The sequence below is a fragment of the Rossellomorea oryzaecorticis genome, from assembly GCF_038405515.1.
GTDB classification, from domain to species: Bacteria; Bacillota; Bacilli; order Bacillales; family Bacillaceae_B; genus Rossellomorea; species Rossellomorea oryzaecorticis_A.
Genome location: NZ_JBBYAF010000004.1, coordinates 102833 through 127897, shown reverse-complemented (window position 1 = coordinate 127897; position 25065 = coordinate 102833). Strand labels below are relative to the sequence as shown.

The following is a 25065-nucleotide window of genomic DNA, read 5'->3' as shown; positions in this document are numbered from 1 at the left end:
CGGAGGATTGTAATGAATGAATCGCTTAAGAATTATACAGATCAAATAAAGACTTATTGGGCAAGCAGAACGAAGAAACAAAAACTCAGTATGGGGGCAATATTGCTTTCGGTCCTTATTCTTATTAGTATTGCAGTCTTTTTTACAACAAGAACCCCTATGGCTCCCCTTTACAGTAATCTGTCGCCTTCAGAAACAGGTTCAATTAAAGAAAATCTGGACGGAAGGGGGATTCCGTCTCAGATTACAGAAGGCGGAACTGCCATCCTGGTGCCAACTGAACAAGTAGACACGTTAAAAGTGGAATTGGCTGCTGAAGGAATCCCGAACTCCGGCAGCATCGATTACTCTTTCTTCAGTAAGAATGCAGGATTTGGAATGACAGATAATGAGTTTAATGTGATGAAGCTTGATGCGATGCAAACAGAGCTTGTGGATCTTATGAAAGGCATAGAAGGCGTTAAAGATGCGAAGGTCATGATTAATCTGCCGGAAGAGCAGGTATTCCTTAATGACGACGTTCAGAAAGCAACCGCGTCGATCGTCCTGAACACTAACCCTGGTTTTAATATGGACCAGCGTCAAATTAAATCGCTTTATCATTTAGTATCCAAAAGTGTTCCGAACCTTCCTACTGAGAATATCGTCATCATGAACCAGTTTTTTGAGTATTTTGACTTAGAATCACAAAATAATTCTATGGGAAGCGGAAACATTGCCCAGCAAATGGATGTCAAGAAGGAAATTGAACGGGATTTACAGCGCCAGGTTCAGAATATGCTCGGGACATTGATAGGTTTCAACAAAGTGGTCGTTTCAGTTTCTACTGATATTGACTTTACCCAGGCAAATCATGAAAAAAACCTGGTAACTCCTGTTGATGAAGAAAATATGGAAGGAATCGCTGTCAGCGCCCAGCGGATAACAGAAACGTTTTCGGGTGAGGGAGCCGGCCCTGGAGGGGTAACTTCAGGGGGAGATACTGATGATACTCTTGATTCTTATCAAGAAGGAACAGAATCAAACGGCGATTATGAAAGAATAGAAGAAACAATCAATAATGAAGTGAATCGAATAAGATCTGAAATTGTAGAGAGTCCATATAAAATTCGCGATCTCGGAATCCAGGTTATGGTAGAGCCTCCGAATCCTGAAGATGAGAATTCGCTTCCTCAAAACCGTATCGATGATATACAGCAGATATTATCCACAATCGTCAGAACTTCCATCGATAAGGAAGCTGCACCTGAACTGACCGATGAAGCTATAGAAGATAAAGTGGTGGTTTCTGTTCAGGAATTTAACGGGAAAATGGAATTTGATGACAAGTCGAAGCAGGTGTTGCCTTGGTGGATTTACGTAGTAGGAGGTATTTTGCTAGTCATCATTCTATTGCTTGTATTCTTCCTCCTAAGATCTCGTAAAAAGAAAGAGGAAGAAGAATTGTTCTTTGAAGAGGAACGTATTCCAGCAGAAATTCCTGATATCGAACCGAAAGAAGAAACAGAGGGTTCAATCAGGCGCAAGCAGCTTGAAAGAATGGCAAAAGAAAAACCTGAAGAATTCGCTAAATTACTTCGAACTTGGTTAGCTGACGATTAGGAGGGTGAAGACATGGTTAGAAGAGAGAAAGAATTATCAGGCAAACAGAAAGCGGCCATCCTCCTGATCTCACTTGGTCCCGATGTGTCGGCATCAGTCTATAAACACTTATCTGAAGAAGAAATAGAGAAGCTGACTCTGGAGATATCAGGAGTAAGAAAGGTAGAGACTGAAGCAAAAGAAGATATTTTAGAAGAATTTCATAATATCGCCATCGCTCAGGACTATATTTCTCAAGGCGGCATCGGTTATGCAAAAACAGTCTTAGAGAAGGCGCTTGGCTCAGATCAGGCCGCATCAATAATCAATCGTTTGACTTCTTCCCTGCAGGTGAAACCGTTCGACTTTGCGCGGAAAGCGGATGCTGCTCAAATCTTGAACTTTATTCAAAATGAACATCCGCAAACGATTGCTCTTATCCTATCTTATTTGGATCCGCAGCAATCTGGTCAGATTTTATCTGAATTGCCTCAAGAGGTGCAAGCTGATATTGCGAGAAGGATAGCCATTATGGATAGTACGTCACCGGAAGTGATCAGTGAAGTGGAGGCCATCCTTGAAAGAAAGCTTTCTGCGACAGTTACACAGGATTATACCCAGACCGGCGGCGTGGAAGCGGTAGTAGAGGTATTGAATGGAGTGGATCGGTCTACAGAGAAGACGATTCTGGATGCACTCGAAATACAAGACCCTGAATTAGCGGAAGAAATCAAGAAGAGAATGTTTGTATTTGAGGACATTGTAACTCTGGATGGCCGCTCCATCCAACGCGTCATCAGAGATTGTGACAATGAAGATCTTTTACTGTCACTTAAAGTCTCCAGTGATGAAGTGAAGGAAATCGTATTTAAAAATATGTCTAACCGTATGGTGGAGACACTGAAAGAAGAGATGGAGTTTATGGGTCCTGTCAGACTTCGAGATGTAGAGGAAGCTCAGTCCAGGATTGTGGCAATCATCAGAAGATTAGAAGAAGCCGGGGAAATCATTATAGCCCGCGGTGGAGGAGACGATATCATTGTCTAGGATCATTAAATCTTCCATTGCCCATACATGGGAAAAGAAAGAAAAGGTCATAGCCCTTAAGCATATTCGTTCTTCAAATATAGAACTCTCTGAAAAAGATGTTTCAGAGAATCATAAACTGCAGAATGAAGAAATAGAAAAGCTGGTTTCAGAGGCACAGCGTAAAGCAGATAAGATTTTGGAAGAGGCTGTTGAACAACAGAAACTAATACAAGATCAAATTCAACAAGAAAAGGACAACTGGGTGTCAGAGCGCGAGGGGTATATTCAAGAAGCCTACAATGTCGGATTTCAGCAAGGTGAAGAAGAAGGAATGAAAAAGGGGTACCAGGATTACGTTCACCGCATCAAGGAAGCTGAAGCTATTGTTGAAGCAAATAAACAGCAGTATTATTCCTATTTGGAAAATGCTGAAAAAGTGATCGTCTCCCTTGCGGTGGCAAGTGCCGAAAAAATTATCGGAAAAAAGATAGATGATGATCCGGAGACATTCCTTTCCATCATCAAGCGAGGATTGAAAGAAGTAAGGGAATTACCAGAAGTGCAAATCCATTGCCATCCTTCAAAGTACCATCTTCTAATAGAGAACAATAACGAAATAGAAGTGGTATTTCCTGCAAATGTTCAATGTTTTATCTATGCTAACGATGATTTGAACCCGGCACAATGTTATATAGAAACCAATCAAGGGCGAATTATCGTAAGTATCGATACCCAACTCAAGGAATTAAAACACAGACTGCTTGAAATCCTGCAGGGGGAAGAGTCATGAAAGCAATAGATTTACTCCCGCGTATCACTCAAATCCCCACATTTAAGAAGTATGGGAAAGTGAAACGTGTAGTCGGTCTGATGATCGAGTCGCAAGGTCCTGAAAGTTCCGTGGGTGAGGTTTGTAACATTCATATCCTAAGCCGGGGGATCCCAAAAGTGATCCCTGCAGAAGTGGTAGGTTTTAACGGTCAGCTGGTTATCCTGATGCCTTATTCAAATATGCAGGATATATCACCTGGCAGTCTGGTCGAGGCTACTTCAAAGCCGCTTGAGATCAAAATAGGGCCCTCCTTAATCGGAAAAGTTGTGGATTCGTTAGGAAATCCTTTGGATGGAAGCATAATGCCCAGCGGCTTGACTGCAGCCTACACGGATCAAGAGCCTCCAAATCCATTATCGAGACCCCCTATAGATGAGCCGATGGAAGTCGGCGTGAAAGCGATCGACAGCATGTTGACAGTGGGTAAGGGACAGCGTGTTGGTATCTTTGCAGGAAGCGGAGTAGGGAAAAGTACGCTGCTTGGAATGATTGCACGTAATACAAAAGCCGATTTGAATGTCATTGCCTTAATTGGGGAACGGGGCAGGGAAGTCAGGGAATTTATCGAGCGTGACTTAGGTGAAGAGGGATTGAAGAGAACGATTGTCGTTGCTGCTACATCGGATCAGCCCGCACTTATGAGAATAAAGGGAGCTTTTACTGCCACAGCGATCGCGGAATATTTTCGTGAGAAAGGCTTGAACGTCATGTTGATGATGGACTCCGCCACCCGCGTAGCGATGGCACAGAGGGAAATAGGCCTCGCAGTCGGTGAACCGCCGACTACGAAAGGGTATACCCCTTCTGTCTTTGCGATACTGCCTAAGCTGATGGAACGGACGGGTACAAACGTAAAGGGAAGTATCACTGCATTTTATACTGTCTTGGTTGACGGTGATGATTTAAACGAGCCGATTTCAGATACAGTGCGGGGGATATTGGACGGTCATATTGTATTAGATCGTCAAATAGCCAACAGGGGACAGTACCCAGCAATAAATATCTTGAAAAGCGTCAGTCGTCTCATGAACCACCTTGCTTCACCACAGCATTTAGAGGCTGCAGTGAAAATAAGGGAATTACTCAGTACCTATATCAATTCTGAAGACCTGATTCAAATCGGTGCTTATAAGAAAGGATCTTCGAGGGAAATCGATGAAGCAATCCACTACTATCCTAAGATTATTTCTTTCCTAAAACAAGGAGTATATGAGCAGATTACTCAAGCTGACAGTATAAACCAGCTCTTACAGCTGGCAGAAAAAGGTGATGGGGGATAATGAGTTATCAATATAGGTTTGAACGTATTTTAACCCTCAAGGAAAAAGAAAAAGATGAAGTAAATGAGCAGTACAAAGGGGCTATTTCAAAATTTGAACAAGTGGCAGAAAAACTTTATGAATTTTTGAAAAAGAAAGAAGAGCTGGAAGTCCATCAGGCTGACAAACTTCAAAATGGCCTGTCTGTACAGGATATCCGTCATCATCAACAATTCATCACAAACTTGGAGAAGACTATTTCTTATTATCAGGACCTTGTAATCCAAGCGCGAAATCGGATGAATTGGTATGAAGAAAAACTTGTTGATATGAATGTAGAGGTAAAAAAATACGAGAAGATTAAAGAAAAAGACCTCATCATTTTCCAGCGCAATATGAAGGAAAATGAAAACAAACAGCTGGATGAGGTGTCGGTTGTTCAATATATGAATCGGGAAATTAGGTGATTTAATGCCAAAAGTGATTGATGAAGAGAAAGAAACCAAGTCAAATAGTCGCTTTCAATGGATTGTTTTTGTTGTTTTCATTCCTCTATTGTTTGCAATTACCATCGCTTTGGTCGTCATGACGGTGGCAGGAATTAACGTTTTTGAAAAAGCTCAGTCCATTCCTTTCGTATCAAAAGTACTTCCATCCGAAAATAAGCAAGATCAAGATCAGCTTGAAAATCGGATCGTCTCATTACAAGCTTCCATCGAAGATAAAGAAGCCAAAATCTCACAGCTCCAAAGTGAGATCGACGGAAAGGAAAAAGATAATGAGAAGCTCCAGGCAGTGATCGAACAGCAGAAATTGGAGTTAGAAGAACTAAGGCAGATAGGTGAAGAGAATAAGCGGGCATTTAAAGAAGTCGTAAGTACATTTGAATCGATGTCTGCCAAGAGCGCAGCACCCGTACTCTTAAACATGGAAGATCAAGAGGCCGTAAAGATACTTTCGAGTATCAAACCCGATAATTTAGCCGACATACTGGAGAAAATGCCGCCAGAAGATGCTGCGAGATTTACGGGATTATTGGCTGCTGACGAAAGCTAGATGATAAGTCGTTGAGGGGAGGTGAAAAAGTGGAAATTGGATTAATGAAAACAGTACAGCCTAATGAGACAGCGGCATCTGGATTGCATTCCATGAAACCAAAGACTCCGAATGATTCATTTTCTCACCATCTGCTGGGGAGTTTAAATGTTACAGCCCAAACGATTGCGTTAGCAGATAAAGAAGTTTCTTATGACTTAAATGTGTTAAGTCAATTAGTGGGTGCAGAAGGATTAGAAGGTCTGGAACTTTCTTTAGAACAAATAGCGGCTTTGAAACAAATGAGTGAATTGGATATTGGGATGATTGCAGATATATTGGGGATTGATTTAACTGAAATCACCAAGCTGCAAACTGAGCTTCAAGACGCGATATCTTCACTTTTGGGGAAAGAAGCTGATGGAGAAACCTCCTTGGAATCTCTAACCTCAGTATTGCATCTAGTTCAGTTGTCATTTACGGATCAACCTAAGAATCTGAATAGGCTGGAGCAACTCGTTAAGCTCTCTAAAGTAATTGAATTGCTTGCCAATCAAAAAGAACTTCCTATCACGGAATCTCAAAAAGTAATTGAATTGAAGGACATGTTGAAACAACTTCAATACAAAGTAGATACAGTAATGTCTGGTTTTACGAACCAGCCGAGGAACTGGAATGAAATCATGAAGGCTGCATATAACCGTCACATCCCAACAGAGGTGCCAGGGGAAGGGGTACAAACAGAACAGAACAAGAATCTGCAGGCAGTCTCAGGAAATAATCTTCATTTTGTACTTCCCAAAACAGAACAATTTACTATGACTTTGTCACAGGCAAAGGGCCAGATACAATACGAGCAATTTGTGAAAGAACTGCAATCCATATTAAGTAAGTCTCAAATGCAGACCCAGCCAAATATGACTAAGCTGTTGATTAAATTGTATCCTGAACAATTGGGTTCTTTGCGCATCGAGCTCCTCCAGCAAAATGGAATCATGACAGCGAAGATTCTGGCTACAACAGCAACTGCAAAAGAATTACTCGATTCGCAGCTGCAAGGATTGAAGCAGGCGTTTACTTCTCAGAACTTACAGGTTGAAAAGATTGAAATTTCACAGGCACTCTCCGACCCGGAACGACAATCCAAAGGACAATCTCAGCAGCAATCTAACGGTCAGGCAAAACAAAGCCAACATGAACCCAAAAATAATGAGGAAGAGGATTCAGCATCTTTTAAAGAATATCTCGTGAATAGCGAAGTATAGGTGATGACATGACAAAGATAGATCCAAATTTACTTTACTCAACCATGCAAACAAAGAAGCGCGAGGGTGGGAATGATATTTTAGGTAAAGATGACTTCCTGAAAATCCTCATGACCCAGCTTCAAAATCAAGACCCTATGAACCCCATGCAAGATAAAGATTTTATAGCCCAAATGGCTACCTTTTCATCATTGGAACAAATGACGAATCTTACAAAAACAATGGAGAAGTTTGTTGAAAATCAAAATCAATCCCAATTGATTGCTTACAATCAATTCGTCGGTAAACAGGTGACATGGCATAAGATGATTGAATCGGATACAAATGAATCCCCGGAAATTTCAGAAGGGCAAGGTATTGTTCAAGGGGTCCGCTTTAAATCAGATAACGTCGAATTTGTCATGGAAGATGGCACCATCCTCACTCCGGGAAATATTTCACAAGTGAATGGTGGAGCAGCATCAGACGTTTCCCTGGTCAATGCTTCAATGTTAATCGGAAAAAATGTGACTTGGGAAGGTGAAGAAGGCGGAATCAGCGGTGTCGTGCAGTCTGTATCCTCTAAAGATTCTAAAATATGGATCCATACTGAAGCAGGTGATAAAGTCCTAAGCGATAACCTGATAAAAATCGAATCATAACTAGGAGTGGTTGTATGGAGAAAGCCTTCTTTAATCGCGTTCCATCGCAGCCTTTAACGACGACCTTCAAACCGAAAGCAGTTGAATCTGTATCTAATTCAGGCACTTCATTTGCAGCCGAGTTAAACAAAGCGGTAAACCGCTCGCCTGAAATGCAGATTAGTAAACATGCAAAGGTACGGATGGAACAAAGAGGAATCTCGATTACTCCACAGGAGTGGGAGAAAATCGGAGAAAAAGTAAGTGAAGCAAAATCCAAAGGAGTTCAGGAATCACTTGTTCTCTTGAAAGGTGCTGCATTAATTGTCAGCGCAAGAAACCAGACGGTCATTACCGCGATGGACCGTCATGAAGCAAATTCACAGATTTTCACAAATATTAACGGTACGATATTAATTGATTCATAGGCCGGACCTTTAAAGGAAGCCTAAGAGCTGTGGAATGAGAGAAGCAGCTAATCACGAAAGGGGAAAAATTCATGCTACGTTCAATGTATTCAGGTATCAGTGGAATGAAAAACTTTCAAACGAAATTAGACGTCATCGGGAACAATATTGCGAATGTTAATACGTATGGCTTTAAAAAGGGCCGGGTTACATTTAAGGATACGATGAATCAAACAATTTCAGGAGCTTCAGCTGCACAAGCCAACCGTGGAGGAAGAAATCCAATGCAGGTCGGGTTGGGATCAACGATTGCTTCTATAGATACTATTCATACTCAATCAAGTCTGCAAACTACAGGAAGGTCACTAGACCTTGCTGTCAATGGTGATGGTTATTTTGTAGTGAAACAAGGAAATGCTCAAGCATACACTCGGGCAGGGAACTTTTATTTAGATGATAATGGAACTCTTGTTAATGGGGACGGTATGAAAGTTCAACAGTATGATAATGGTGTTCTTAAAGATATTGTTGTAAACGTGAATGCTACTTTACCTGCTGTGCCTACTAAAAATATGTCTTTAGGTGGAAGTCTTCCAGATCCTGCTGGCTTAACGAATGGAACCGCGGGAGCAGTACAGCAGATAAAAATTGTTGATAATAATAGTGAAGAGCATGTATTAGATGTTCAATATGTACCAAATGGATCAAACTGGCAACTTGAAATTACGAATCAAAGTGCGGACCCCACAACAGTATCACCTATTAATATAGGACTTACTTATGATGCGGTAAATGGAGAATTTACTGCTGCTAATCCGTCCACAATTAATCTTACATCATTAGGAATTGCAAATGGGGGGAATGTACAGCTCGATGTAGCTGAATTGGTACAGGAAGGTGATTCAATAACTGCACTAGTCAACCCCGATGGGAACTTAGAAGGAGCTTTAGAAAGCTTTAACATTGGTTCACTTGGTGAAATTAATGGGGTATATTCAAATGGTCAAATTAGAACACTTGGAAATCTTGCTCTAGCTAAATTTAGTAATCCATCTGGTTTAAGTAAAGTTGGAGGTAATACTTTCCAAGAATCTGTTAACTCTGGAACAGCTAATATCAATGTTGCCGGAGAAGGCCGCGGTACTTTAGCGGCAGGTTCACTCGAAATGTCCAATGTCGACCTATCTGAAGAATTCACCGAAATGATCACAGCACAACGCGGATTCCAGGCAAATACCAGAATCATTACAACTTCAGATGAGATCTTACAGGAACTGGTTAACTTGAAACGATAATTCGTTACTAAGGGAGGTCAGGGGCTGACTCATACAGATGTTATTACTTTGGGTATGGGTCAGTTCTACATAATATGATTACGTTAACTAGATTAAACGGTAAATCCTTTACACTCAATGCTATGTACATCGAGACAGTTGAGGCATTCCCGGATACGACCATCCAACTAACCAACGGACGAAGATATGTAGTGAAAGAATCGGTTGACGAGGTTACTGGCAAGTCTCTTGCGTTTTTTCGTGAAGTTAACCTTCTGGATCCTGCGTTCAAAGGAGGCGGTAAAGAATGAAAAATAAGTTCCTAACCATCATGTTAATCTTACTGGTAACCATAACTCTGGTAGGAGTGATTGCATTAGTGGTCATCCTGAAATTCTCAGACGGGCAAGAAACGAAGGAACCTTCCATTGAAGAGGTCATTGAAGCGTCTGTAGACATACCCGAAATCACAACCAATCTATTAAGCAATGATTTTATACGTATTTCTTTCAAAGTTCAAACTGACAGCAAGAAAGCAAAAGAAGAATTGGAGAAAAGGGATTTTCAAGTGAATAATATCATCATAGAAGAACTTTCTGAAATGAAAGCGGACGAACTGCAGGGAAAAAAAGGCAAAGAATTGATTGAAGGCAAGGTCAAAGATAAAGTGAATTCCCTTATGCAGGAAGGTATGGTAGAAAAAGTGTACATCACCTCTATGATGATTCAATGATGATCCTATTATGCAAGGGACTGGAGGTGAAGAAATGGCAGAAGTATTATCGCAAAGTGAAATAGATGCACTGCTATCGGCATTAAACACGGGTGAGATGAGTGCGGATGATTTTAAAAAAGAAGAAGAAGAGAGAAAAGTAAAGGTTTATGATTTTAAACGGGCTTTACGTTTTTCAAAAGACCAAATTCGCAGTTTAACCCGTATTCATGAGAATTTCGCAAGAATCCTAACAACGTATTTTTCTGCTCAGCTTCGTACGTATGTTCAGATTAATGTTGCATCTGCAGACCAGATACCATATGAGGAGTTCATACGCTCTGTACCAAAGATGACTATTCTTAATGTATATGAGCTTCCGCCGTTGGACGGAAGAATACTCATGGAAATCAATCCGAACATCGCTTATTCGATGATGGACCGAGTGATGGGAGGAAAAGGCGTCAGTGTCAACAAGGTGGAGAATCTTACAGAGATAGAGACTACCATCATGTCACAGTTGTTTGAACGTGCTTTTGAAAACTTAAGTGAAGCTTGGAGCACTGTGGTGGATGTGGATCCGGTCTTTGCGGAGTTCGAAGTCAATCCACAATTCCTTCAGATGGTTTCACCCAATGAAACAGTCGTGGTCATTTCTTTAAATACTACAATTGGGGAAACTAGCGGCATGATCAACATTTGTATTCCTCATGTTGTATTGGAACCCATACTGCCGAAGCTGTCTGGAAGCTACTGGATGGAATCGAAGAAAAAAGACATCAAGCCTGAAGAAGCGGCAAACCTGGAGAAAAGAATTAAGAAAGCTTACGTGCCGGTTGTTGCTGAACTGGGAAACTCTGAAATCTCGATTGAAGATTTCTTGATGCTCGATAGAGGAGATGTCATTCAGTTGAATGCTAGAATCGATGACCCGTTAACGATTAAAATCGGTGAGATTCCGAAATTCACAGCACAGCCAGGCAAATCAAACAACAGACTGGCGATTCAAATTTTAGAATCACTGAAAGGGGGAGACGACGATGATGAGTGATGATATGTTATCACAGGATGAAATCGACGCGCTGCTTAGAGGCTCTGCAGAACCTGAAGAGCAGGATGCCAGCGAGATGAACATAGAAGATTATATCAGTTCCATGGAACAAGATGCTTTAGGGGAGATAGGGAATATTTCTTTTGGCAGCTCTGCAACAGCTTTATCAACTTTACTTAATCAAAAAGTTGAAATTACAACCCCTAAAGTTTCCATAGTTAATAAAAATTCCTTAGAGGAAGAATTTCCTCATCCATACGTTGCGATAGAGGTTCAATATACTGAAGGTTTTGCAGGTGCAAACCTGTTAGTGATCAAACAGTCGGATGCCTCGATCATTGCTGATTTAATGCTGGGTGGGGACGGTAAGAATCCTTCCGGTGAACTCGGAGAAATCCAGCTTAGCGCAGTTCAGGAGGCAATGAATCAAATGATGGGGTCGGCAGCCACATCAATGTCGACGGTATTCAGCAAAAAGGTTGATATTTCGCCTCCAACTGTAGATCTGATGTATATCCCTCAAGGAGAAGGTCAGGATAACATCCCAGATCAGGACTTACTTGTCAAAGTATCATTTTCACTTAAAATCGGTGACCTGATTGATTCGAATATTATGCAGCTGCTTCCTTTAAGTTTTGCCAAGAGTCTTGTTGATGAGTTGATGAATGGAGGCAGCGAAGAAATAGTAGAAGATATGAATCTTGCAAATGAGCAGGAGGTGCATTACGCTCCCCCTGTTGCGCCACTCAATAACCAAGGACAAGACGACTCGTCCCGTGAATTTGTGGGTGCCGCTCAAGCTTCGACTCACGCTGCACAGCAGCAAACTTCCCTGCAGCACTATGGAGGTCAGAATTATTCCGGCCAGCAGCCTGTAAATGTACAGCCGGCAACATTTTCTAATTTTGAACCTGCAGGATTAGGACAGCAGGAATCAAAAAACTTAGATATGCTTCTTGATATTCCTTTACAGGTTACTGTAGAACTTGGAAGAACGAACCGTTCAGTGAAGGATATTTTAGAAATGTCATCCGGTTCGATCATTGAACTCGATAAGTTAGCAGGGGAACCTGTTGATATATTAGTGAACAGCAGATTGATTGCAAAAGGTGAAGTGGTGGTAATCGATGAAAACTTCGGTGTTCGCATCACCGATATCGTCAGTCCAAGTGATCGGTTGAACAAACTTAGATAAAGACTGTTTACAAAGCGTGCGAAAAGAACCTAGATAAATAAAATGAAAGATGGAGGATGACGGCGATGGCGAATAAAATTTTAATAGTTGATGACGCGGCATTCATGCGAATGATGATTAAAGATATTTTGACAAAAAACGGATTTGAAGTAGTAGGGGAAGCTGCAGATGGAGCTCAGGCTGTAGAAAAATACAAAGAAGTTCAGCCAGACTTGGTGACAATGGATATCACAATGCCTGAAAAAGACGGTATCGCAGCATTGAAGGATATTAAAGCGTTGGACCCCGGGGCTAAAATCATCATGTGTTCGGCAATGGGGCAGCAGGCAATGGTAATCGATGCCATTCAAGCAGGAGCTAAAGACTTCATTGTAAAGCCATTCCAGGCAGATCGGGTAATCGAGGCGATTCAGAAGGCTTTAAGTTAACAGTTTTTTAAGAAGGTGTATGGATTGAAGAAGCTTCAACTAGTAGTAAGTTTAGTATTGATGTTCATACTGGCAGGTTCTGGAGAATCAACAGCGCTTGCCAATATGAAGTCTGTGGATGATTGGTATGAAAAGCCAGCAGAAAATGATGGGGAGAAGGAAGGGGATCCTTCTTCTCCTAAAGAGGAGTCTATTGAGAATCAAGCTCCGACAGTCACCTTTTTTGATTATGTGAAAATGGTAGCGGCCCTCATTTTTGTGGTGGCACTCATTTACTTCCTCTTAAAATTCATCAATCAAAAAGGAAGATCATTCCAACAGACGAAAATAATTAATAATTTGGGCGGTACACCCCTGGGGGGCAATCGTTCAGTCCAAATTGTGAAAATCGGAAATCAGGTATTGGTCTTAGGAGTTGGTGAAGACATTCAGCTGTTGAAAGAGGTCCAGGACGAAAAAGAGAAAGAAGAGATATTTGCTTTTTATAATAGCGGAACGGAACAAATGAGTGATCCAAGAACTTTGGTTTCTAACATGCTGATGAAAGTAAAAGGCAGCCAATCGGATGCTTCGTCAAGCTCTTTTCAATCCCACCTTAAAACACAGCTGGAAGAAATGAGTAAAGGAAGAAAAAAGATGTTAAAGGATTTAAAGGGTAAGGAGAATCATTCAGATGAATGAATTCATGGAGTTTTTTAATAGTAGCTCAGCGGATTCTGTCTCCACCAGCGTAAAACTTTTACTATTATTTACGGTCCTTTCTCTGGCACCAAGTATACTCATCCTTATGACATCCTTTACACGTATCATGATTGTCCTTTCGTTTGTTAGGACTTCACTGGCAACTCAGCAGATGCCTCCTAATCAAGTTTTAATAGGGATTTCTCTGTTTCTGACTTTCTTCATTATGGCTCCTACTTTCCAGGAGGTTAACGACCAGGCTTTGACGCCCCTTTTTAATGAAGAAATAAATCTTGAACAAGCTTATGAGAAAGCAGCTGTCCCGTTTAAAGAGTTTATGAGTAAACATACAAGACAAAAAGATTTAGAACTTTTCTTAAATTACTCAGGTGCAGAAAGACCGGAATCGATTGAGGATATCCCAATGACATCCCTTGTTCCTGCATTTGCATTGAGTGAAATCAAAACAGCTTTCCAGATCGGTTTCATGATTTTCATTCCTTTTCTCGTTATAGATATGGTGGTGGCCAGTGTCTTGATGTCGATGGGGATGATGATGCTTCCGCCGGTTATGATATCATTACCATTTAAAATTTTGCTCTTTGTATTGGTGGATGGCTGGTACCTAGTCGTTAAATCTCTTTTAGAAAGTTTTTAAGTAGGTGAGTTTTATGAATGCCGAATCTGTTATAGCTTTAGCTGAACGAGGAATTTATGTAACCTTGATCGTTTCAGGTCCATTATTGCTGCTTGCCCTGGTAGTGGGACTGATCGTAAGTATTTTTCAGGCGACAACTCAGATTCAGGAACAGACGCTTGCGTTTATTCCGAAGATTGTCGCTGTATTAATCGGTATCGTTTTTTTCGGCCCATGGATGCTGACGAAAATCGTTACCTATTCATCTCAGATATTTTCCGATTTAACCAGGTTTGTAGGTTAATAGAATGGAAGATCTCGTACCTGTTTTATCGGTATTTCTACTGGTATTTGTAAGAGTTTCAGCCTTTTTCGTCACCATGCCTTTATTCTCTTACCGAAATATACCAGCTCAGCATCGTGTTGCTTTTTCATTGGTTCTTTCATGGGTGATGTATTATACGATTGATTCAAAAGCATTTGAAATCAACGGTCAGTACTTTCTTCTGGTGATGAAAGAAGCGATGATCGGCCTATTAATCGGTTTTGCTGCGTATATGATCATTTCCGCGATCCAGATAGCCGGCGGATTCATTGATTTTCAAATGGGATTTGCCATTGCGAATGTCATTGATCCCCAGACGGGTGCTCAAAGCCCATTAATGGGACAGTACCTATACACTTTTTCCCTTTTATTACTGCTCGCGTTGAATGGGCACCATCTAATTCTTGACGGTATTTTTTACAGCTATCAGCTCATGCCGATAGACAGCCCTTGGATCCCGTTTGGCGATGGACTGTTGATGGAATATATAGTGAAAGCATTCAACTCAATGTTCATCATCGCTTTTCAAATGTCGATACCGGTTGTAGCCACTCTCTTTCTGGTTGATGTTGCATTGGGGATTGTTGCACGGACTGTGCCTCAGCTTAACGTATTTGTAGTAGGTTTCCCGATAAAAATTGCGGTTTCATTTATCGTCCTTTTTATTGTGATGGGTGTTATGTTTGCAGTCATGCAGGAATTATTTGAAATGATGTTCGTGACGATGAGAGATTTAATGAAGTTAATTGGAGGCTCGTAAAGTGCAGTGGTTAACATTAGATTTACAGTTCTTCAGCGGTGAAAAGACTGAAAAAGCGACACCCAAAAAACGGGACGATGCCAGAAAAAAAGGGCAGACAGCAAAGAGTCAGGATGTTAATACAGCCATCATCCTCCTGGCCGTTTTTTTATTTTTAACCTTTGGTGCCTCTTATATCGGAAATATTGTATTTGACTTGTTCCGTCATTCCTTTCAGGAATATATGCTGATGGAACTAACCGAAAATACTGTTCAGGTAATCACTCTTGATTTAATGAAGGAGCTTGCCTTGCTGCTTGGACCGATCATGTTAGTTGCAATGCTTGCAGGAATCGTATCCAACTATATTCAAGTAGGCGTCATGTTTACGACAAAACCGCTTGAGCCCAAGCTTGAAAAAATCGATCCGATTAAGGGCTTCAAGCGTATTTTTTCGATGAGAGCCATTGTCGAGTTATTAAAATCGATCTTAAAAATCTCTTTTATCGGTGCAATCACGTTCGTCATTCTATGGATGAATATTGAGGAAGTGCTTAGTTTATCTTTCAAATCGGTAGGGGATTCATTGGTGACGATGGCCAAACTTGCCGTTCAGATGGGAATAGCCGCTTCTTTTGCGCTGTTGTTTCTATCAGTTTTTGATTATCTTTACCAGAAATATGATTTTGAAAAGAATATCAGGATGTCAAAGCAGGATTTGAAGGATGAACATAAAAATATCGAAGGTGACCCCTTGATCAAGTCGAAAATCAAACAAAGACAGAGGGAAATGGCCATGCGCCGTATGATGCAGGAAGTCCCGCAGGCAGATGTTGTGATTACAAACCCTACTCACTTTGCGATTGCACTGAAATATGATGAAAGCAAAAGAGACGCTCCCTATGTTGTTGCGAAGGGAGTAGACTATCTGGCGCAAAAGATAAAATATATAGCGAAAGAAAATGAAGTTGTGATGGTGGAGAATCGTCCATTGGCCAGGTCCCTTTATGATGCAGCTGAAATAGGAGATACAGTCCCGGAAGAATTTTTCAAAGCAGTTGCTGAAATTCTGGCCTATGTATATCGAATCAAAAACAAATTGTAAGAATGTTAGGAGAGTATTAGTATGTCAGCAAGAGATTTATCCGTATTAGCCAGTGTCATATTGATTGTTGCAATGCTTATCATTCCTTTCCCGTCATGGATGCTGAGTGTGCTGATCATTATTAATATTTCACTTGCTCTTTTAGTGCTCCTAACCTCCATGAATATGAATGAGCCGCTCCAATTTTCTATATTTCCGTCATTATTACTGCTGCTTACACTTTTTCGTTTAGGTCTAAATGTTTCCACAACGAGATCAATTCTCAGTAAAGGAGAAGCAGGGGGCGTTGTGGAAACGTTTGGAACATTCGTGGTTGGCGGAAACGTATTAGTAGGACTCGTCGTATTCGTGATCCTGATCGTCATCCAATTCATTGTTATTACGAAAGGTTCAGAACGTGTGTCTGAAGTAGCAGCAAGGTTTACTCTTGATGCAATGCCCGGTAAACAAATGAGTATCGATGCAGACTTGAATGCAGGAATGATTTCGGAACACGATGCCAGACATCGAAGAGAAAAAATCAGCAGGGAAGCTGACTTTTATGGTGCAATGGATGGTGCTTCCAAGTTCGTAAAAGGAGACGCGATAGCAGGTATTGTCATTGTCATGATCAACCTGATCTTCGGAATCGTTATCGGTATGACCCAGCAGGGACTTCCGATCGGGGAGGCTGCGACGCGCTATTCGCTTCTCACTGTCGGTGATGGGATTGTCAGTCAGATACCAGCTTTATTGATATCAACAGCTACGGGGATTGTCGTAACCCGCGCCGCTTCGGAAGGGAATCTTGGACAGGATATCATGAATCAGCTTTTAGCTTATCCGTTCATGCTCTATGTTGCCGCGTTTACTATTTTCATGCTTGGGGTGGCAACACCCATTGATGATATATTGACAATACCTATTGCTGCGGCGATGGCATTTGGAGGTTACATGCTTTCTCGCACCCCTGCTGAAAGTGAAACGGAAATTGCAGCAATGGAAGAAGAAGTAGAAACGGATGAAATGAAGAGTCCGGAAAGTGTTGTGAATCTTCTTAATGTCGATCCGATTGAATTCGAGTTCGGCTACGGCTTAATCCCCCTTGCTGATACAAATCAGGGAGGAGATTTGCTTGATCGGATCGTGATGATCAGAAGGCAGTTGGCGATAGAGTTAGGATTGGTCATTCCTGTAGTTAGAATAAGGGATAATATCCAGCTGCAGCCAAATGAGTACCGATTGAAAATCAAAGGAAATGAAATGGCACGCGGTGAACTATTGCTGGATCATTATTTAGCCATGAGTCCTGGAGTTGAAGATGATTCAATCGAAGGGATTGACACAATCGAACCATCATTCGGTCTTCCTGCAAAATGGATTTCAGAGGAAATGAAGGAGCAGGCAGAAATATTCGGGTACACAGTGGTAGATCCCCCATCCGTCGTATCCACTCATATTACGGAAGTGATAAAGACGAATGCACACGAGCTTCTTGGGCGACAGGAGACAAAACAGTTGATCGATCATCTTCAGGAATCATATCCTATTCTGGTTGAAGAGGTCACCCCTAACCCATTGTCTGTCGGTGAAGTTCAAAAAGTACTGGCTAAACTGTTAAAAGAGAATGTATCGATTCGTAATCTGCCGATCATATTTGAAACTCTCGCAGACTTTTCGAAAATGAGTTCTGATACTGATTTACTTGCAGAATATGTAAGACAGGCGCTTGCCCGTCAAATTACGAATCAATATGTTCAGGATAACGGGTCTCTTAAAGTCGTCACCATGTCCGGAAAGTCAGAAAAACTGATTGCAGACTCCATACAGCAGACAGAGCATGGTAATTATCTATCAATGGACCCGAATGATTCTCAGCGGGTACTGGAATCCGTAGCTTCTCAGATCGAACAATTATCATTAATGGAAGAATCTCCGATTATCTTATGTTCACCTGCGGTCAGGATGTACGTTAGACAATTAACAGAGAGGTATTTCCCGCAAGTGCCGATTCTGTCTTATAACGAATTAGAAGCAAATGTAGAAGTACAAAGTGTTGGGGTGGTGAATATAGAATGAAGGTTATAAAATACGCAGCACCGACTATGAATGAAGCCATGAAAAAAGTCAGGAATGACTTGGGGGAAGATGCGGTCATATTAAATTCGAAAGTAACACATTCAGGCGGTGTTTTTGGTTTATTCAAGAAAAAAATGGTTGAAGTCATAGCTGCAGTCGATCCTGGTATAGAAAAAGAAAAAGCGGAAATGAAACGGCAGCGTTCACAGCCTGTTGTACAAAATTCCGCTCCTTTAATAAAAGGAGCATCCAGAGAAATACAGAATATAAGTGATGGATCTGTTCAACAAGAGTTGAAAGAGTTAAAAAACATGATTGCTTCATTTAAATCAAATAACCAATTCGAAAGATATGATTCTTCGATTCGTGAAATATTGATTCATCTCCAAAACCATGGGGTCAATGAGTCACTGCTATTGCAGGCAGGAGACCATTTGAAAGACCGGTTGAAATTTCTGAATGAAAGCAAACAAGGGTTGAACGATTCATTACTTATGGAGGCTAGACACTTTTTGAAAAATGCGGTAAGTGGTCTTCCAATGAGTGGTATAAGCTATGATAAAAAATATATCAATGTCATCGGACCGACAGGGGTTGGAAAAACAACGACCCTTGCAAAAATGGCCGCAGCAGCTGTGATTGAAAAAAGAATGAAAATTGGCTTCATAACGACAGATACCTATAGAATTGCAGCTATTGAACAATTAAAAACTTATGCCGGACTGCTGAATGTTCCAGTGGAAGTAGTCTATAAACTGGATGACTACAAAAAGGCCGTTGAGAAATTCAAGGATTTCGATCATGTCTTCATTGATACGGCTGGAAGGAATTTCAGGGAAAAAAAGTATGTAGAGGATCTTCAAACGGTTATAGATTTCGATCGCGAAATGGAAACATTCCTTGTATTATCTCTTACAAGTAAAGAAAGTGACATGAAAGAAATCATTAAACAGTTCTCTTCTATTGATATCAACCGCTTTATCTTCACCAAGCTTGATGAAACATCAAGCTATGGATCAATGGTAAATATCATCACCGAAACAAAGACCGGTATCGCCTATATCACAACAGGTCAGGATGTTCCGGAAGATATTACTGAAGTAGATGCTTCAAAAATTGGAGATTTACTTCTGAAAGGGTTCAATTATGAAAGATCAGGCATATAATTTAAGGCAAAAAATGCTTCTAAACTCAACAGCTCCTGCAAAGACGATCGGTGTTGTAAGTGGAAAAGGCGGAGTAGGCAAGTCTAACATCTCATCCAATCTCTCCATTTTATTAGGCGAGGCTGATAAGAAGGTTCTGTTGTTTGATATGGATATTGGGATGGGAAACATCCACATATTGTTAGGCAGTTATCACAAATACTCGATCATGGATTATATTGAGGAAAAAGAACTAGTGATTCAGGATGTGATCTGTGAAAATGTTCATGGAATTTCCTATATTAGCGGCGGTAATGGACTTAAAAATATAGTAGAGTGGAAGGAAGAGCAGAAAGAGCGTTTTTTTGATGCGCTAGACTATCTGGTTCTAAAGTATGACTATATTGTGTTTGATATGGGAGCGGGCGCGACTAAAGAAACATTAAATCTACTTTTAACGATGGAACAAATAATGGTTGTTACAACACCGGAGCCGACTTCTATCACCGATGCATACTCAATGATGAAATACATCCATCTGAGAGACGGGGAGAAAGAATTCTATCTTGTCTGTAATCGTGCTGATAACAAGCAAGAAGGGGTGTTGACCATTTCGAGATTGCAAGAAACGGTAAGGAAATTTTTGAACAAGGAAGTGATATCCTTGGGAACTTTACCGGAAGACCCTGCGGTGAGAAAAGCAGTAAGCCAGCAGACGCCCTTGATAAAATGTTTTCCGCGTGCGCCGATTACAGTCAGTTTACAATCCCTTGCAAGCAACTTTCTCTCTGAAGCTGATAAATTGGAATTTCAAAACGCGAAACCTTCGTTCTTGAAAAATATTAAGAACTTATTTTTCAGGAGGTAAGTTGATGAAGAAAAAAGTACTCGTTGTGGATGATTCTGCATTTATGAGAAAGCTGATCAGTGATTTTCTATCAACTTCAGAACAGCTGGAAGTTGTGGGAATTGCCCGTAATGGGGAAGATGCGATCGCGAAGATAAAAAAACTTTCACCTGACGTGATGACCCTTGATGTTGAAATGCCAATAATGAATGGGATTGAAGCCTTAAAGAAAATAATGGACGAGCACCCGTTGCCGGTAGTCATGCTTTCCTCCACCACCAAAGAAGGTGCAGAAGAAACATTTAAAGCTATTCAGCTCGGTGCCGTTGATTTTATTGCCAAGCCTTCCGGTACAATCTCACTTGACTTACATAAAATCCAGGACGAAATCGTGCGCAAGGTGTTGTCAGCGAGTCAAGTATCAATCACGAAACTATTTAACAAACCGGCTTCATCAGTACCTGTTCAAAACAAAGCGAGCATTGAACGACAAACCGTTTTGGGAAAAGAAGATCTTGATATAAAGAAAGGTTCTTCTTCTAATTTCAGTGACAACCATAAGCCAAGGATCATTCTGATCGGAACCTCTACAGGTGGACCAAGAGCATTGCAGCATGTGCTGACTGACTTACCTTTCTCCTTAGATGCACCTGTGGTCATCGTTCAGCATATGCCTCCAGGTTTTACTAAATCATTGGCCGGACGATTAAACTCGCTTTCAAGCATCAGGGTAAAAGAAGCTGAACATGGGGAGCTGCTCCAAAAAGGTACTGCTTATATCGCCCCCGGCGGATTTCATATGCAAGTAATGCAATCCGAGTCAGGGCTTAAGGTCGAACTAAATAAAGAAAACCCACGTAAAGGACATCGTCCTTCTGTTGATGTTTTATTTGAATCAGCGGGCAGAATCGATGATTACAATAAAATTGCTGTCATTATGACAGGCATGGGTTCAGACGGTACACAGGGGTTGAAAAGGCTAAAGGAGTCCGGCAGTGTATTGGCAATCGCAGAGTCACATGAAACTTGCATCGTATACGGAATGCCGAAATCGGTGATAAATGCAAATCTTTCAGATGAAGTTGTGACTGTCGAGGCAATTGCTCAATCAATTATGAAGTACATGGTATAGAGAGGTGTGAAGCACATGGAAATGAGTCAATATTTAGAAGTGTTTATAGAAGAAAGCAAAGAAAACTTACAAACATGTAACGAACAATTACTTGAACTTGAAAAGAATCCTCAGAATCTATCAATCGTAAATGAAATATTTCGAGCAGCTCACACATTAAAAGGGATGTCGGCCACGATGGGTTACGAAGATTTAGCAAATCTTACTCATAAAATGGAAAATGTCCTGGACGGGATCAGAAATGAAAAGATACATGTTTCCCCTGAAATCCTGGACGTTGTATTTAAATCAGTGGATGATCTCGAAGAAATGGTCCTTTCTATTTCAAATGGAGGGGACGGTAAAAAAGATGTGACTGAAGTTGTTACTATGCTGCAAGCAATCGAAAACGGAGAAACAATACCTTCTTCCCAGACGATGGCAGTTCAAGAAACAGCCGCGTCAGCTGTGGAAGACAATGCTTCTTCCATTCATTATGAAGCATATGAACAGACTGTCATTGAACAATCATTTGAACAGGGAATGCAGTGTTATGAGCTGGCAGTATCTTTGAGGGAGGATTGTCTTCTTAAAGCAGCCAGAGTTTATATGGTATTTGAAGTTTTAGAGAAAATCGGGGAAGTGATCAAATCTGACCCGACCGTCGATAGACTTGAAGAAGAACAGTTCGATCAATCTTTTATCGTTACAATCGTAACGAATGACAGCCCCCTAGACCTGGAAAAGAAAGTAATGAAGGTGTCTGAGGTTCAAAAAGTAGAGGTTAGAGAAATAACACATGAAAACTTCCAAAGCCAGAATTCAGTAGATACAAAAGCAGAAGAAGAGCAAAATCCTGAAAGTAAGACAGTGAATCCTTCTGTAAACGAAGAAAAGTCTATCAAAGACTCGAATTCTTCTAAAGAATCCCCAAAATCGAGCACTTCAAATAAAACGATTCGCGTAAATATCGAACGACTGGATATTTTGATGAATTTATTTGAAGAGCTGGTTATTGACCGCGGAAGACTGGAGCAGATTTCCAAGGACCTGGATGATCCGGAATTAAATGAAACGGTTGAAAGAATGACAAGAATTTCGGGTGATTTACAAACGATTATCCTAAATATGCGGATGGTTCCGGTCGAAACAGTGTTTAATCGTTTTCCGCGTATGGTGCGTCAGCTTGCCAGAGATTTGAATAAAAAAATCAACATAGAAATAATCGGAGCTGAAACGGAATTGGATCGTACAGTCATTGATGAGATTGGGGACCCATTGGTCCACCTGATCCGCAATGCGATTGACCACGGGATTGAAAAGCCGGATATCCGTATAAAAAATGGTAAACCGGAAGAAGGTACGGTCAAGCTTAAAGCTTACCATAGCGGAAATCATGTATTTATTGAACTTGAAGATGACGGAGCGGGCATCAATACCCAGCGGGTTTTAGAAAAAGCGATTCAAAAAGGGATTGTTAGTGAAGAAACTGCGGTCACACTGACAGACCGTCAAATCTATGAGTTGATATTAGCTTCCGGCTTTTCTACGGCAGAACAAATTTCTGATATTTCAGGAAGGGGTGTCGGACTGGATGTCGTGAAAGCAACGATCGAGTCCCTTGGCGGATCGATCACCATTGACTCTACGGAAGGACAGGGTTCACTGTTTTCCATTCAACTGCCTTTAACACTTTCTATTATTTCGGTGATGCTTATTGAAATCGGGAAAGAAAAATATGCTATCCCGCTATCGTCAATAATCGAAACGGCCATTGTGAAAAAAGATGAGATTATGAATGCACATAACCAAAGAGTGATCGATTTCAGAGGGAAAGTAGTGCCTTTAGTATTTCTTGAAGACGTTTTTGATGTGCCGAAAGAAAAAATTGAAGACGAAGAATTTTATTCCACAGTAATTGTCCGGAAAGGTGAAAAGATGGCTGGATTGGTTGTCGACTCCTTTATTGGGCAGCAGGAAATCGTCTTGAAATCGTTAGGGAATTATTTAACAGAAGTATTTGCCATTTCCGGTGCCACCATTCTTGGTGATGGACAGGTAGCGTTGATCGTTGATTGTAATGCATTAATCAAATAGGAGGTAGAGGCAATGAGTGAAATGACAGTATTAACAGAAGAACTCAAGCTGATCGTGTTTCAATTAGTGGATAAAGAATATGCCATTCCTGTTAATCAAGTGCGGTCAATCGAGAAACTGCAGTATATTACCAGGGTGCCAAAAACCCCCCCCTATGTGAAAGGGGTCATTAATTTGCGCGGAGTTGTGACTCCGATCATAGATTTGAGATCTAAGTTCGATTTAACGCCGGCTGAGCCTTCGGATGGTACCCGGGTGATTATTGCAGGACTCCAGGATAAAGAAGTAGGACTGATTGTCGATGCTGCCAATGATGTATTGGACGTATCAAGAGACAGTATTGAACCGCCGCCTGAAGTAGTTGGTGTAGTGGAGGCTGAATATATAGGCGGGGTAGTCAAGCAAGACAGAAGATTACTTATTTTACTGCAACTGGACAAGATCCTTCAGTCATTATAGGAGAAAACTTATGGGATACGAACAAAAAATCAACTCAATGCATCTCGATATTTTAAAGGAAGTTGGTAATATCGGGGCTGGTCATGCAGCCACCGCCTTATCGACATTATTAAATAGACAGATAGATATGAAAGTTCCAAGAGTGAAAATTGTTTCTTTTGATGAAATGATCGAAATGGCCGGGGGAGCCGACAAGGTCGTCGTTAGTGTCTTTCTGCGGATTGAAGGAGATGCGCCTGGCAGCATGTTTTTTATGCTTCCTCTTGAACAAGCATCGGCATTTATAAAATCCATGATCCATGATGAACATTTTTCCTTTGATGATTCTCCTCCATCCGAATTGGGTCTTTCAGCAATGCAGGAATTAGGGAATATTCTTTCCGGATCTTATTTATCATCCCTATCGGATTTTACACAACTAAACTTACTGCCGTCCGTACCATCATTATCAGTGGACATGGCAGGGGCCCTCATCGGTTTCGGCTTGATGGAGATTTCACAGGTGAGTGATTATGCAATTGTAATCGATACTGCTTTAAAAGAGGTGACGGCAGCTGACTCAGAAAGTGTAAATGGACATTTCTTTCTACTCCCTGATCCAGATTCTCTTGAAATCATTTTTCATTCATTGGGAGTTCACCTATGATCGAACTTCATACTGTCGTCAAAGTTGGTATCGCTGATATGAATACAGTGAAAGAAAATGGGTCAATTCGAACTTCCGGATTGGGATCTTGTGTGGGTGTCGTCTTATATGATGATTTTGTGAAAATAGCCGGAATGGTACATGTCATGCTTCCAAGTTCTTCGATTGCAAAAGAGAAACCGCTGAATGCAGCTAAATATGCCGATTCTGGTGTGGAATGCTTGATTCGCAGATTAAAGGATATGGGTGCGGCCACGCCCAGATTGAAGTGTAAAATGGCAGGGGGGGCTCAAATGTTTCAACTCTCATCAAAGAGTGAATTGATGAGAATAGGTCCCCGGAATATCCAAGCAGTAAGAGAAGTACTGATGAAAAATAATATTCCGGTCATCGGTGAGGATCTGGGCGGAAACAAAGGAAGGACTATTGAATTCTTTGTTTCAGATAGTACACTTCAAGTCCGTACCGTAAATGAGGGAACAAAAAGGTTATAGCTTCAACGCATAAAAATCATTAGGAGGAGGAGT

At 41.1% G+C, this 25065-nt stretch carries 28 protein-coding genes; all 28 read left to right on the top strand.

Going from position 1 to position 25065, the window contains the following annotated elements:
* Window positions 1-12 precede the first annotated feature (12 nt).
* The 28 genes from fliF to AAEO50_RS03330 all read left to right on the top strand — a co-directional run bounded on the left by fliF (window position 13) and on the right by AAEO50_RS03330 (window position 25032).
* Entirely contained in the window at window positions 13-1602 is a 1590-nt protein-coding gene (gene fliF / locus AAEO50_RS03465; protein WP_341980464.1) for a flagellar basal-body MS-ring/collar protein FliF, read from the top strand.
* Window positions 1603-1614: 12 nt separating this feature from the next.
* The gene (gene fliG, locus AAEO50_RS03460; protein ID WP_341980462.1) at window positions 1615-2628 is read left to right on the top strand and encodes a flagellar motor switch protein FliG; all 1014 of its coding nucleotides are present in this window, start codon (window positions 1615-1617) and stop codon (window positions 2626-2628) included.
* Entirely contained in the window at window positions 2621-3400 is a 780-nt protein-coding gene (fliH, locus tag AAEO50_RS03455; protein WP_341980460.1) for a flagellar assembly protein FliH, read from the top strand. Before fliG ends, fliH begins: the two co-directional genes overlap by 8 nt.
* Entirely contained in the window at window positions 3397-4722 is a 1326-nt protein-coding gene (fliI, locus tag AAEO50_RS03450; protein ID WP_341980458.1) for a flagellar protein export ATPase FliI, read from the top strand. Before fliH ends, fliI begins: the two co-directional genes overlap by 4 nt.
* A complete protein-coding gene (gene fliJ, locus AAEO50_RS03445) occupies window positions 4722-5168 on the top strand; it encodes a flagellar export protein FliJ (protein ID WP_341980457.1) in 447 nt (148 codons plus the stop codon). Before fliI ends, fliJ begins: the two co-directional genes overlap by 1 nt.
* A gap of 4 nt (window positions 5169-5172) precedes the next feature.
* The gene (locus tag AAEO50_RS03440; protein WP_341980455.1) at window positions 5173-5757 is read left to right on the top strand and encodes a MotE family protein; all 585 of its coding nucleotides are present in this window, start codon (window positions 5173-5175) and stop codon (window positions 5755-5757) included.
* Between the two features lie 29 nt (window positions 5758-5786).
* The gene (locus AAEO50_RS03435; protein WP_341980453.1) at window positions 5787-7001 is read left to right on the top strand and encodes a flagellar hook-length control protein FliK; all 1215 of its coding nucleotides are present in this window, start codon (window positions 5787-5789) and stop codon (window positions 6999-7001) included.
* Window positions 7002-7009: 8 nt separating this feature from the next.
* Window positions 7010-7642 carry a flagellar hook assembly protein FlgD gene (flgD, locus tag AAEO50_RS03430; RefSeq protein WP_341980451.1) on the top strand — a complete coding sequence of 211 codons (633 nt, stop codon included), beginning with the start codon at window positions 7010-7012 and terminating at the stop codon, window positions 7640-7642.
* A gap of 14 nt (window positions 7643-7656) precedes the next feature.
* The gene (locus AAEO50_RS03425) at window positions 7657-8049 is read left to right on the top strand and encodes a TIGR02530 family flagellar biosynthesis protein (RefSeq protein ID WP_341980449.1); all 393 of its coding nucleotides are present in this window, start codon (window positions 7657-7659) and stop codon (window positions 8047-8049) included.
* 71 nt (window positions 8050-8120) lie between these two features.
* Window positions 8121-9323, top strand: coding sequence for a flagellar hook-basal body complex protein (locus AAEO50_RS03420; protein ID WP_341980446.1), 1203 nt, complete (start codon window positions 8121-8123; stop codon window positions 9321-9323).
* Window positions 9324-9397: 74 nt separating this feature from the next.
* Complete coding sequence (locus tag AAEO50_RS03415; RefSeq protein WP_341980444.1) at window positions 9398-9613, top strand: flagellar FlbD family protein; 216 nt, start codon at window positions 9398-9400, stop codon at window positions 9611-9613.
* Window positions 9610-10035 (top strand): flagellar basal body-associated protein FliL, encoded by a 426-nt coding sequence (gene fliL, locus AAEO50_RS03410; RefSeq protein ID WP_341980442.1) that lies wholly within the window; start codon window positions 9610-9612, stop codon window positions 10033-10035. The genes AAEO50_RS03415 and fliL overlap by 4 nt, the downstream gene beginning before the upstream one ends.
* A 34-nt stretch (window positions 10036-10069) precedes the next feature.
* Window positions 10070-11065: a flagellar motor switch protein FliM gene (gene fliM, locus AAEO50_RS03405; RefSeq protein WP_341980440.1), complete on the top strand. Its 996-nt coding sequence runs from the start codon at window positions 10070-10072 to the stop codon at window positions 11063-11065.
* A complete protein-coding gene (gene fliY, locus AAEO50_RS03400) occupies window positions 11055-12260 on the top strand; it encodes a flagellar motor switch phosphatase FliY (RefSeq protein ID WP_341980438.1) in 1206 nt (401 codons plus the stop codon). Before fliM ends, fliY begins: the two co-directional genes overlap by 11 nt.
* Window positions 12261-12325: 65 nt before the next feature.
* Entirely contained in the window at window positions 12326-12688 is a 363-nt protein-coding gene (locus AAEO50_RS03395; RefSeq protein WP_341980436.1) for a response regulator, read from the top strand.
* 24 nt (window positions 12689-12712) lie between these two features.
* Window positions 12713-13369 (top strand): flagellar biosynthetic protein FliO, encoded by a 657-nt coding sequence (locus tag AAEO50_RS03390; protein ID WP_341980434.1) that lies wholly within the window; start codon window positions 12713-12715, stop codon window positions 13367-13369.
* A complete protein-coding gene (gene fliP / locus AAEO50_RS03385; RefSeq protein ID WP_341980432.1) occupies window positions 13362-14027 on the top strand; it encodes a flagellar type III secretion system pore protein FliP in 666 nt (221 codons plus the stop codon). The genes AAEO50_RS03390 and fliP overlap by 8 nt, the downstream gene beginning before the upstream one ends.
* Window positions 14028-14040: 13 nt before the next feature.
* Entirely contained in the window at window positions 14041-14310 is a 270-nt protein-coding gene (gene fliQ / locus AAEO50_RS03380; protein WP_341980430.1) for a flagellar biosynthesis protein FliQ, read from the top strand.
* A gap of 4 nt (window positions 14311-14314) precedes the next feature.
* Window positions 14315-15091, top strand: coding sequence for a flagellar biosynthetic protein FliR (gene fliR / locus AAEO50_RS03375; protein ID WP_341980427.1), 777 nt, complete (start codon window positions 14315-14317; stop codon window positions 15089-15091).
* Between the two features lies 1 nt (window position 15092).
* Window positions 15093-16175, top strand: a complete 1083-nt coding sequence (gene flhB / locus AAEO50_RS03370; RefSeq protein ID WP_341980425.1) for a flagellar biosynthesis protein FlhB — start codon at window positions 15093-15095, stop codon at window positions 16173-16175.
* 21 nt (window positions 16176-16196) lie between these two features.
* Entirely contained in the window at window positions 16197-18233 is a 2037-nt protein-coding gene (flhA, locus tag AAEO50_RS03365) for a flagellar biosynthesis protein FlhA (RefSeq protein ID WP_341980423.1), read from the top strand.
* Window positions 18230-19399 carry a flagellar biosynthesis protein FlhF gene (flhF, locus tag AAEO50_RS03360; protein ID WP_341980421.1) on the top strand — a complete coding sequence of 390 codons (1170 nt, stop codon included), beginning with the start codon at window positions 18230-18232 and terminating at the stop codon, window positions 19397-19399. The genes flhA and flhF overlap by 4 nt, the downstream gene beginning before the upstream one ends.
* Window positions 19380-20246: a MinD/ParA family protein gene (locus AAEO50_RS03355; protein WP_341980419.1), complete on the top strand. Its 867-nt coding sequence runs from the start codon at window positions 19380-19382 to the stop codon at window positions 20244-20246. The genes flhF and AAEO50_RS03355 overlap by 20 nt, the downstream gene beginning before the upstream one ends.
* A gap of 1 nt (window position 20247) precedes the next feature.
* The gene (locus AAEO50_RS03350; protein ID WP_341980417.1) at window positions 20248-21357 is read left to right on the top strand and encodes a chemotaxis response regulator protein-glutamate methylesterase; all 1110 of its coding nucleotides are present in this window, start codon (window positions 20248-20250) and stop codon (window positions 21355-21357) included.
* A 15-nt stretch (window positions 21358-21372) separates the two neighbouring features.
* Window positions 21373-23433 carry a chemotaxis protein CheA gene (locus AAEO50_RS03345; protein WP_341980415.1) on the top strand — a complete coding sequence of 687 codons (2061 nt, stop codon included), beginning with the start codon at window positions 21373-21375 and terminating at the stop codon, window positions 23431-23433.
* 12 nt (window positions 23434-23445) lie between these two features.
* Window positions 23446-23892 carry a chemotaxis protein CheW gene (locus tag AAEO50_RS03340; RefSeq protein WP_341980413.1) on the top strand — a complete coding sequence of 149 codons (447 nt, stop codon included), beginning with the start codon at window positions 23446-23448 and terminating at the stop codon, window positions 23890-23892.
* A 10-nt stretch (window positions 23893-23902) separates the two neighbouring features.
* Entirely contained in the window at window positions 23903-24538 is a 636-nt protein-coding gene (locus tag AAEO50_RS03335) for a chemotaxis protein CheC (RefSeq protein WP_341980411.1), read from the top strand.
* A complete protein-coding gene (locus AAEO50_RS03330) occupies window positions 24535-25032 on the top strand; it encodes a chemotaxis protein CheD (protein ID WP_341980409.1) in 498 nt (165 codons plus the stop codon). Before AAEO50_RS03335 ends, AAEO50_RS03330 begins: the two co-directional genes overlap by 4 nt.
* Window positions 25033-25065 lie beyond the last annotated feature (33 nt).

Excerpts from the sequence above, each read along its gene's own strand:
- fliI (WP_341980458.1), top strand. The coding sequence starts at position 3,397 with ATGAAAGCAATAGATTTACTCCCGCGTATCACTCAAATCCCCACATTT.
- fliG (WP_341980462.1), top strand. The coding sequence starts at position 1,615 with ATGGTTAGAAGAGAGAAAGAATTATCAGGCAAACAGAAAGCGGCCATC.
- fliM (WP_341980440.1), top strand. The coding sequence starts at position 10,070 with ATGGCAGAAGTATTATCGCAAAGTGAAATAGATGCACTGCTATCGGCA.
- AAEO50_RS03340 (WP_341980413.1), top strand. The coding sequence starts at position 23,446 with ATGAGTGAAATGACAGTATTAACAGAAGAACTCAAGCTGATCGTGTTT.
- fliR (WP_341980427.1), top strand. The coding sequence starts at position 14,315 with ATGGAAGATCTCGTACCTGTTTTATCGGTATTTCTACTGGTATTTGTA.
- AAEO50_RS03395 (WP_341980436.1), top strand. The coding sequence starts at position 12,326 with ATGGCGAATAAAATTTTAATAGTTGATGACGCGGCATTCATGCGAATG.
- fliP (WP_341980432.1), top strand. The coding sequence starts at position 13,362 with ATGAATGAATTCATGGAGTTTTTTAATAGTAGCTCAGCGGATTCTGTC.
- fliL (WP_341980442.1), top strand. The coding sequence starts at position 9,610 with ATGAAAAATAAGTTCCTAACCATCATGTTAATCTTACTGGTAACCATA.
- AAEO50_RS03425 (WP_341980449.1), top strand. The coding sequence starts at position 7,657 with ATGGAGAAAGCCTTCTTTAATCGCGTTCCATCGCAGCCTTTAACGACG.
- flhF (WP_341980421.1), top strand. The coding sequence starts at position 18,230 with ATGAAGGTTATAAAATACGCAGCACCGACTATGAATGAAGCCATGAAA.
- fliQ (WP_341980430.1), top strand. The coding sequence starts at position 14,041 with ATGAATGCCGAATCTGTTATAGCTTTAGCTGAACGAGGAATTTATGTA.
- AAEO50_RS03345 (WP_341980415.1), top strand. The coding sequence starts at position 21,373 with ATGGAAATGAGTCAATATTTAGAAGTGTTTATAGAAGAAAGCAAAGAA.
- AAEO50_RS03355 (WP_341980419.1), top strand. The coding sequence starts at position 19,380 with ATGAAAGATCAGGCATATAATTTAAGGCAAAAAATGCTTCTAAACTCA.
- fliF (WP_341980464.1), top strand. The coding sequence starts at position 13 with ATGAATGAATCGCTTAAGAATTATACAGATCAAATAAAGACTTATTGG.
- AAEO50_RS03420 (WP_341980446.1), top strand. The coding sequence starts at position 8,121 with ATGCTACGTTCAATGTATTCAGGTATCAGTGGAATGAAAAACTTTCAA.
- flgD (WP_341980451.1), top strand. The coding sequence starts at position 7,010 with ATGACAAAGATAGATCCAAATTTACTTTACTCAACCATGCAAACAAAG.
- AAEO50_RS03335 (WP_341980411.1), top strand. The coding sequence starts at position 23,903 with ATGGGATACGAACAAAAAATCAACTCAATGCATCTCGATATTTTAAAG.
- fliY (WP_341980438.1), top strand. The coding sequence starts at position 11,055 with ATGATGAGTGATGATATGTTATCACAGGATGAAATCGACGCGCTGCTT.
- fliJ (WP_341980457.1), top strand. The coding sequence starts at position 4,722 with ATGAGTTATCAATATAGGTTTGAACGTATTTTAACCCTCAAGGAAAAA.
- AAEO50_RS03330 (WP_341980409.1), top strand. The coding sequence starts at position 24,535 with ATGATCGAACTTCATACTGTCGTCAAAGTTGGTATCGCTGATATGAAT.
- flhA (WP_341980423.1), top strand. The coding sequence starts at position 16,197 with ATGTCAGCAAGAGATTTATCCGTATTAGCCAGTGTCATATTGATTGTT.
- AAEO50_RS03415 (WP_341980444.1), top strand. The coding sequence starts at position 9,398 with ATGATTACGTTAACTAGATTAAACGGTAAATCCTTTACACTCAATGCT.
- AAEO50_RS03440 (WP_341980455.1), top strand. The coding sequence starts at position 5,173 with ATGCCAAAAGTGATTGATGAAGAGAAAGAAACCAAGTCAAATAGTCGC.